General features: G+C 47.2%; 8 protein-coding genes. 7 read left to right on the top strand and 1 reads right to left on the bottom strand.

Annotation, left to right across the window (positions count from 1 at the left end):
* Positions 1 to 478: 478 nt before the first annotated feature.
* The 3 genes from F4X88_17910 to F4X88_17900 all read left to right on the top strand — a co-directional run bounded on the left by F4X88_17910 (position 479) and on the right by F4X88_17900 (position 2688).
* The gene (locus F4X88_17910) at positions 479 to 829 is read left to right on the top strand and encodes a hypothetical protein (GenBank protein ID MYA58163.1); all 351 of its coding nucleotides are present in this window, start codon (positions 479 to 481) and stop codon (positions 827 to 829) included.
* A gap of 104 nt (positions 830 to 933) precedes the next feature.
* Complete coding sequence (locus F4X88_17905) at positions 934 to 2256, top strand: ATP-binding protein (GenBank protein ID MYA58162.1); 1323 nt, start codon at positions 934 to 936, stop codon at positions 2254 to 2256.
* 3 nt (positions 2257 to 2259) lie between these two features.
* The gene (locus tag F4X88_17900; protein ID MYA58161.1) at positions 2260 to 2688 is read left to right on the top strand and encodes a hypothetical protein; all 429 of its coding nucleotides are present in this window, start codon (positions 2260 to 2262) and stop codon (positions 2686 to 2688) included.
* Positions 2689 to 2739: 51 nt separating this feature from the next.
* Here F4X88_17900 and F4X88_17895 read toward each other — a convergent pair whose 3' ends face one another.
* Positions 2740 to 4413, bottom strand: coding sequence for a thiamine pyrophosphate-binding protein (locus tag F4X88_17895; GenBank protein MYA58160.1), 1674 nt, complete (start codon positions 4411 to 4413; stop codon positions 2740 to 2742).
* Between the two features lie 210 nt (positions 4414 to 4623).
* Between F4X88_17895 and F4X88_17890 the strand changes: the two genes are divergently transcribed.
* The 4 genes from F4X88_17890 (at position 4624) to F4X88_17875 (ending at position 8610) form a co-directional block, all read left to right on the top strand.
* Positions 4624 to 4962 carry a LamG domain-containing protein gene (locus tag F4X88_17890; protein ID MYA58159.1) on the top strand — a complete coding sequence of 113 codons (339 nt, stop codon included), beginning with the start codon at positions 4624 to 4626 and terminating at the stop codon, positions 4960 to 4962.
* Positions 4963 to 4973: 11 nt separating this feature from the next.
* Entirely contained in the window at positions 4974 to 5765 is a 792-nt protein-coding gene (locus F4X88_17885; GenBank protein ID MYA58158.1) for a hypothetical protein, read from the top strand.
* Positions 5766 to 6370: 605 nt separating this feature from the next.
* On the top strand, positions 6371 to 7690 hold the full coding sequence (locus F4X88_17880) for a PQQ-binding-like beta-propeller repeat protein (GenBank protein MYA58157.1): 1320 nt from the start codon (positions 6371 to 6373) through the stop codon (positions 7688 to 7690).
* Positions 7687 to 8610, top strand: coding sequence for a hypothetical protein (locus F4X88_17875; GenBank protein MYA58156.1), 924 nt, complete (start codon positions 7687 to 7689; stop codon positions 8608 to 8610). The genes F4X88_17880 and F4X88_17875 overlap by 4 nt, the downstream gene beginning before the upstream one ends.
* Positions 8611 to 8675: the final 65 nt, after the last annotated feature.

The raw sequence follows: 8675 nt of genomic DNA, 5'->3' as shown, positions 1-8675 counted from the left end.
TCTCTGTTGATTTTATAGCAAAACTCGTAAAAAGCACTTACTCTTGACATGAGCGTATAACCTAATAGTGCATCAAAATTGAGTTTATGATAAGTAGGTCGGGTAGAGCGTCAGCGAAACCCGACATCTTCAGGTATTCTTCGTGGAATCCTAAAACAAACTCTCAAACTCAAAGTTGAAGGAATACTAAGTTACTACCTTGAAATGAAGATATTATTTTTGTAGCGTTTTTAGTATTCTTCTCATAGATTGTGGGCGTGAACGTGTAAGTCTGTTGTGTGACGCGCTAAAGCCCCAGCGGGGCGGCATGTGTGTAGAAACGGGATTCCCCCAAGGAGTAAGCCCCAGCGGGGCGACATGTGTATAGTTGAAAAAATAAATGGAATCTATTAGGTTCGTGTGGTAGAGAGATTGATGCTGTAATTCTCCTAAGAAAAATAACATTCAGCCGAATTTGCGTTTGAAGGAGATTTTGACAATGCTTAGTGGTATTCTTTACGGGCTAAATATTATTGTATGGTTGGTTTTTGTAGGGTTACTGGGGTTTTTATGTATCCGAACCCGATCAAAGGGCTTGATCGTTCTGTTCGCGACTTACGTGGGTTTTATCATAGTTGAGGCGATTTTTCAACCGTTTTTCCAACAGTATATCGACCGATGGGCGGGAGGCAAAGTAGATAACTGGCTAACTGAAAGTATGACACTCGGGTCATTCTTAATGATATTTGAGATGATTAAGCGTTTCTTCTACATGAGTTTGAATCTAATAGGGCTTTTCCTCGTCTATAAAGAGTGGCGACAGGGTAAGTTTAACCAACCTCTGGTCTAAATTCAGTGGGTGTGGTTTCTCTTGATATCTTCCATTCGGTGTGTTACGATAATGGATGGAGCGTATTGAGAAAGTCTCAAATCAAAATATCCCGGCGTTAAACAATGACATTGAGGAGGCAAAAAATGAATATTACCCAATTCACAATGGAAGAAGTCCGCTGTTTTGCCGAACCTCAGACGCTTGAAATTCGTCCTTTGACCTTTTTGGTTGGCGAAAACAGCACCGGCAAAACCACGGCATTAGCATGTTTTCATGTGTTGGCAGGGTACTTACGCGGTGCCGGAGTGGATTTTAATTCGCATCCCTATTCGATGGGCACCTTTAGAGATATTGTCAGAAATAGTAAGAAAAAAGAAAAAAACTTTAAGCTTGGATTTACTTCTAAATACAATACTGAAGACATTGAAACAACAGTTGAATTCGTTGAAAAGCACGCAGGAATAGAACCAGTCGTTAGTTCGATAACAATGAAACTTACTGATGGTGAAATTGTTGTTCGATCTGAAGACGCAATGGGTAGGGTGTTACGTTTAGATGCCTCTAATAAAGAACAGAATCGATATAAAATAGCGTGTGATACGGATAGATTGAACGAGTATTCCGTTTACTTCTTTTTCCCTTCTTTCACACAAGAATCTAAGGGTAAAATAGCTTTCTCAGAATATTTTAAGAAAAAAGTTAAAAAATTTGAATGCAGCCCGTGGGATATCTTTCGAACGGTATCTGTATTTAGTACATCGCCAGTCCGCTCACGTCCTAAGCGAACCTATGATCCAACGAGGGAGTTTGATGATCCAGAAGGCAGCGATGTGCCTATGCATTTAATGCGAATTGAAGCGACGGAGAAAAAGAATTGGGAGGCATTAAAAATACAATTAGTCGAGTTTGGCAGGGATTCTGGGCTATTCGAGAACATAGATGTAAAAAACCTTGGACGTTCCTTAGGCGCTCCGTTCCAACTGCAGGTCAAAGTACGAGGTCCTAAAACAAATATCAATGATGTTGGGTACGGTATCAGTCAAATTCTACCAATTTTAGTGCAGATTTTAAATCCCCTTCTTTCTAAAAGCGATCAACATACTATACCGTCGTCTTTTTCGTTATTACAACAACCTGAAGTCCACCTGCATCCAAGGGCACAGGCGGAATTTTCTTCTTTATTAGCAAAATTGGCAGGTAAAGGTAACCGTTCATTCATCGTTGAAACGCACAGCGACTATATGATTGACCGGGCGCGCATTGAAATCAGAAAAGGAACCGTTCGTCCTGAAGATGTATCCTTGATATACTTTGAACCGAAGGGAAATATTGTCAGGGCACATAATATTGGTTTTGATAAAATGGCGAACATGATGGGCGTGCCACCACATTATAGGAATTTTTTCCTGAAGGAGTCTAAACGCCTCATGGGGTTTGAGGATTAAGGAATGTGCATTATTTTAGATACGAATACTTTTGGTAAATTTAGAAACCCCAACGATGAGGATATGGCACCTGTGTGGAAATGGTTAGATAACAGAAACGGCAAAATCGTCTATGCCAATACGAAGAAATTTGAAGATGAATGGGAAAGAGGCGGAATGAATCATCTGAGAGACCAGATGATGTGGGCGGGTCAACTCAAATTGGTCTCTGGAGGTGTGCAAGAAAAGGCAGATGAACTGGAAGGCAAAATAGTATCGGACGACCCACATATTATCGCATTGGCTCTGATAGCTGAGTTAAAAGTGTTAGTATCTTACCGAGAAGGCGATGGGGATTTGTTCACAGATTTTAAGAATCGTCAGTTAGTCGGTGGCAGAGTGTATACAAGAAAATCACATGAGCACATGCTTACCAGAGATACCTGCCCTTAAGATATGGATTGTGCGAGGCACAGTGACCTCGCACGACCGCATAATTCACCTCTACGAAGGCATCCACGTCCGGGGCGCAATCCCTTCCACATGCGTTTTCACATCCACGACTACCGGTCTCCCTGAATCAAGTGCCTGATCCAGCGCACCCGCGAGTTCACTCGGTTTATTGACCGTAATTCCAAGACATCCCATCGATTCTGCCATCTTCGCAAAATCCGCATCTGGGAACAACCAGAGTTCATCGGAACCCGTTGTCCGTCCACCGTAAACCGACTCAACGCCACCCTGTTCTTGGTTCAGTGAGTGGTTATTGTTCACAACAATGACAGCATTAATCCCGGACTTCATTGCCGTATCGAGTTCCGTCATGTGATACCAGATACCGCCGTCGCCTGTGAAACAGATGACCGGTCTATCGGGTTGCGCGCACTTGGCACCCATCGCCGCGGGGAGTCCCCATCCGAGCGAACCCGAACAACGGATGAAACTCTGATCGGGATGTTTGAAGTCAATCATCGTGCCAGTCCAGATACCTGAATGCCCTGTGTCGGAGACGAGGATAGCGTCTGACGGAAGATAGTCTGTCAGTTCACGACAGAGCCGTTCGGGTAGCATCGGCAACCGTTCCGAGTTTACCTTCTCACTGACATCGTCTTTCCAGTTTTGCACCAATTCTTGGACGCGGCTGACCCATTCAGTCCGCGGCTCCGTAGCTTCTGACGCGTCAAGCATCCGACGGAGTGTGTTCCGCACATCTCCCTGCATCCCTAACTGGATCGGATAATTCCGTCCCAGTTCATCTGGGTTAATGTCGAGTTGTATAATCGGTGTGCCTTGTGGCGGGATCTTATATCCGTTGGTTACCTGTCCACCCGTATGACTTCCGATAAAGAAGACAAGATCTGCCTCACACATTGCTTGATTGGCGCATGCCCGCGAGTATGAACCCGGAGTCCCGACTGCCAACGGATGGTCACTGGGAAACATCGCCTTTGCATTCAGCGAAGTCGCTACCGGAATCGAGAGTTTCTCCGCCACTGCGACAAGTTCTGAGCGTGCGTCCGACGCCGTTACGCCACCCCCTGCCATAATGATGGGACGTTCCGCATCGGAGAGGAGACTGAGAGCGTCCGTTACCTTTTCTGCTTCTGCTTCCGGACGGAACGGCGGTAATTGGGTAAACGCCTCTTCAATGATGACCTCAAGTTCACCTTCTCGATCAATAACCGAGGTCCCAGCGATGCCTTCGAAATCGAGGTGTGCAGGTCCGGGGGTCCCTGTTGTTGCCGCACGGAAGGCTTGCCGTAGATAGAAGGGCAACTGCTCCGGGGTCGCGACGTATGCGCTATATTTCGTGACAGCAGAAAACGGGTTGACGTGGTCTACCTCTTGGTAGGCGTGCCGTTGTTGATTGATTTGGTTTTCCTTACCCGTAATCGCAATCACCGGTGAGCAAGCGAGATAGGCATCTTGTAACCCCGCGGCGAGGTTCACTGCACCGACCGATTGTGCCATGCAGAGGCTTGGCGCGCGGTTCACACGGGCGTAAGCGTCAGCCATATACGCTGCTGCTTTTTCACCGTGCGTCTGAACCCGCTTAATTCCAAGACTTTCCATCTCCATTAAAGTCCGCGGTCCGATATACGGCATAAAAAAAACGTGCGTAATTCCATATCCGTGGACGGTATCAGCAATAAATTTAGCACCTGTCATTTTCGGCATAGTTCTTTCCTTTCCCGGTTCGCGTAACTTGCAAGCGATTTTTAAATTTACCTTGCGGTTCGGTCAGGTGGGTTCTGTGTTGAAAGTGCCTTTCCGTATATCTGAAGAAATACCTTATCAAAAACCCCGCTCCGTTGTTGCAGCTTACGATTTCGTGCGAATTTGCCCTTACAACACGATGTGAGATGCATTCTACCAGTTTTCGGTGTAATGTGCAAGTGCGAATTTAGCATTGGAATAAATTTGGTAAGAAATCCCCAGAGGTGCTATAATTGTCTCACCGATTTTGAAAACAAACTTTGGAAGCCTCGAAAACCACACCAGAGATTTTCCGTTATCTCATTTGTGGAACCAGTTTATATCGGTGCGGCAAACAATCGCGGAAACGTCGAGCGACATTTTCCTGGGATTATTGATGAAGTTCGCATTTACGACCGACCCCTCACCGCAGCCGAAGTGACCCGAAATTTTAAATCGAAAATCGGGCTATCCGTCCAAGCAGCAGAGAAACTCCCGATTGTCTGGGCGGCTCTCAAGACAGGAAGGTAACACCCTAAAAAATGAATATACTCACGCCCCAAGAAAAATGGTTCTTTGATCACCACGGCTTCATTATCCTCCGCAAAGTCGTTCCGCCCGAAGATATCGAGCGAATGATTTACCTCGGTAACCAATGGCACGCTACACCCTTAGATGAAATGCCACCCCCGCTCACCTCGACATCCCGGACGGGCACACATGCATCCACAATTGCACATTGGATTAATCACATCCAATACGGCGATCCGGTGTTCCAACGGCTTGTGCTTAACCGAGAGATTATGCGGGTGATTATTGCCCTTACGCGTGGCACTCCGTGCCTTGTGGATTGCGCCTTGACGAAGAATTACAAAACCTCCGATGACATCCACTTCCATGCCGCCGGTCAAGATTATAGTGTTGATGCGTCAGGACCGCGTGCGGGTTTCCTCAACGCTGGTACTTCCTTGGTGGACGTGCCACCGGGAACCGGCTTCGTCTGTCTACCGGGAAGCCATAAGCGTAACTTTGAACCCCCGGATGACCTTTCAATCTATGAGGGACCGCCTACGGTTATCAATGTCCCTGTCAACGCTGGCGATTGTGTCATCTTTACGGAGGCACTCTATCACGGTGGAAGACGCTGGACAGAATCCTATGCGCGCTTCACTATTTTCAATCGATATATTGATAACGGATCGCACAAAAACCTCCCCATTGAAGGCCATAAACACCTGATTTCAGATGAGGTCTATGAATTAGAACAGCCCGCCGTCCAAGGGCAGCGAAAGCGGGTCGTAGAACGCATCTTGCGTGAATTGGACACGCCTTGAGGTTTTGCGATGCAAAAGCCTAAAACTACTGAACATAGGTCGTGTCCGCTTGGTGAACCGGGACAGATGGCTGTGAGTGAACCGCATTGACGGTATCCCTTTTAAAAATCAAAAAAAATTCGACCCGACATATTACATCTATCGTCGATTGGATCAGCCATGAAAACACAGCGACTCTCAAGAGAAAATGCTATTGAGGCGGTATTGGAGAAGAAATGAACACGGAATTCCCAAAAAACTTGGTGCATTTGAAAAACGACTCTATCCAGACACCCTCTATCACACCACGCATCCTTTTCTTTCTATCTTTAGACCTACCTGCAAAACACCGCATCTATCTGCTTTCAGGTGTGCTTCTTTGCTGCTGACTGCTGATTGGCTATTCTCCTGACGACCCTTCCTCAATTTAAAACCTTTCTGAAAAATACCAGAAGTGATATAATGATATATTGAAAGATATGCAGAACAAAACCTTCTGGTGCGCTGTCAGATTTATAAGAACCGTTCGGTGAGGTGTTCTAACAGGCACACCGAGTTAAACATTCAGACTTTTTTCATCGTCTTAAAGTTGCAGATACATAAAATACACGAGGAGGAACAGAAATTTGCACCATCAAAAACCGATTTTTTGTCGGCTATTTGTCTGCCTTTTTTTAATTGTTGTTCCTATGCACGCCATTGCTGGCGATTGGCCAACGTGGCGGGGACCGAATCAGGACGGCACTTCTGCTGAGACCGAGTTAATCTCATCTTGGTCAACTGAAGGGGAGAACCTGCTCTGGGAGGCAGAATTTATAGGGCGTTCTACACCGATTGTTCTCAATGGCAGGGTCTATGTCATCGGACGCGTTGGCAAAGACATCACCGAACAGGAACGCATCGCCTGCTTCAATGCTGAAACCGGCGAACTGATCTGGAATTATCAATTCAACGTTTTTCATACCACGATCTCCTTTAACCGAGTCGGCTGGACAAGCCTCGCGGGTGACCGAGAAACCGGGAATATCTATGCACACGGGGTCCAAGGCCTCTTCTTCTGTTTCGATAAAGATGGAAATATTCTCTGGTCGCGTTCACTCACGGAAGAATATGGGCGGATATCCGGGTATGGCGGACGGGTTCACACCCCTATCATTGCAGGTGACCTCGTTGTGATTAGTTATCTCAATTCAGGATGGGGTGACCAAGCCGCTACACGCCACCGCTACTTCGCTTTCGATAAACTTACCGGGGAACTAGTTTGGGTCTCAACACCGGGCGGTAGACCCTTAGACACAACCTACTCCACACCAGTCGTTGCGAATATCAACGGACAACAACTTATCATCGGCGGCAATGCAGATGGCGGTATCTACGCCATGAAACAGAGCACCGGAGAGAGGGTCTGGGGGTTTAAACTGAGTCAGCGGGGTATCAATACGTCCGTTATCGTTTCAGGCACGAATGTCTATGCCTCGCATAGCGAAGAGAATATAGATACCACTGCAATGGGACGCGTCGTCTGTATTGACGCGACGGGGACTGGCGACGTCACGCAAACCCATGAAGTCTGGCGGTATGATGCGGTCAACGTCGGATACGCCTCCCCTACAATTCACGCCGGACACCTCTATGTTGTGGATAACTCCGCTAACGTTCACGCTGTGAATACGGATACCGGTGAAGTCTACTGGGAACACAACATCGGCAAAGTCGGAAAAGGTTCTCCCGTCTGGGCAGATGGTAAACTCTACGTCACGGAAGTCAACGGCGGATTTGTGATCCTCCAACCCAGTGGGGATGGATGTGAACTGCTAAGTGCTCAGGAGATAAGCCGACTTGAAGATGAACACTACGTCGAAATCTACGGCTCACCCGCTATTGCAGACGGACGCATCTATTTCACTACAGAGGAACACCTCTACTGTATTGGGAGGAAAGAATGATGAGAAATTTTATCCCACTTTACGCTATCTTGGTGGTGTGCATCCTCGCTGCCGGTTGTGCCAGTAAAGAGATGGCACCAGAACCGGTGAAGATGCCAGCTGCCCCGGCTGTTTCGCTACTGCTTACCCCTGCAGAAACACTCACATCAGGCGATCCCGTTGCGTTAAGGGTCATCGGTTTCGATGCAAACGGAAAACAGACGAGTGCAATCGGTGCTATAGAATGGGCACACACGGGCTTAACTGGTGCCTTTGAAGATGGCACATTTACGCCGGATAAAAGTGCCGGAGCGCATGCAGGAACCGTCACTGCGCAATCGGGGGATATGAAGGCAACCGCGCGGGTTCGCGTCATTCCATCGCTCCCGTGGACAGAGGATTTTGAGACGGTTGAACTCGAAAAGATACCCACGCACTGGATCGGTGCGACCGGCAAATTCTTTGTGCGTGAGAAAGATGGCAATAAAGTCTTAGTCAAAACACCTGTCCAACGTGGCTTGAACCGGTCCAACGTCTATCTCGGTCCCTCGACAATGAAGAACTATCAGATCCAAATTGACTTGATGGGCACCCAAAATAAACGCAGACTGCCAGACTTGGGCTTAATCGCGAATCGTTATACGTTAGACATGCAGGGCAGACACCAACGCTTGCAAATCCGTTCGTGGGCATCCGATTTACGCATGGCGAAAACAATCGACTTCGCGTGGGAAGTCGATGTCTGGTATACGATGAAGATGATGGTAGAGGTCCTTGATGATAAAGCCGTAATCCGTGGAAAAGTATGGCGAACGGGTGAACCTGAACCCTCAGAATGGACAATTACTGCCGAAGACCCACTCCCAAACCGCGAGGGAAGCCCCGGTATCTATGGCTACTCCGCAACTGAAATCTATTACGACAATCTAAAAGTATGGTAGTAGTGGTGATCGGTTTTCAGTTAAAAGGTTTATTGTGGTGTTCAAGAACCCTGTAACCGCCACAA

The organism is Candidatus Poribacteria bacterium (genome assembly GCA_009839745.1).
In the GTDB taxonomy this organism is placed as follows: domain Bacteria; phylum Poribacteria; class WGA-4E; order WGA-4E; family WGA-3G; genus WGA-3G.
This window is presented reverse-complemented; position numbering and strand designations above follow the sequence as displayed.

Coding starts and splice junctions, on each gene's coding strand:
- F4X88_17875 (MYA58156.1), top strand. CDS start 7,687: ATGATGAGAAATTTTATCCCACTTTACGCTATCTTGGTGGTGTGCATC.
- F4X88_17900 (MYA58161.1), top strand. CDS start 2,260: ATGTGCATTATTTTAGATACGAATACTTTTGGTAAATTTAGAAACCCC.
- F4X88_17910 (MYA58163.1), top strand. CDS start 479: ATGCTTAGTGGTATTCTTTACGGGCTAAATATTATTGTATGGTTGGTT.
- F4X88_17885 (MYA58158.1), top strand. CDS start 4,974: ATGAATATACTCACGCCCCAAGAAAAATGGTTCTTTGATCACCACGGC.
- F4X88_17905 (MYA58162.1), top strand. CDS start 934: ATGACATTGAGGAGGCAAAAAATGAATATTACCCAATTCACAATGGAA.
- F4X88_17895 (MYA58160.1), bottom strand. CDS start 4,413: ATGCCGAAAATGACAGGTGCTAAATTTATTGCTGATACCGTCCACGGA.
- F4X88_17890 (MYA58159.1), top strand. CDS start 4,624: ATGTGCAAGTGCGAATTTAGCATTGGAATAAATTTGGTAAGAAATCCC.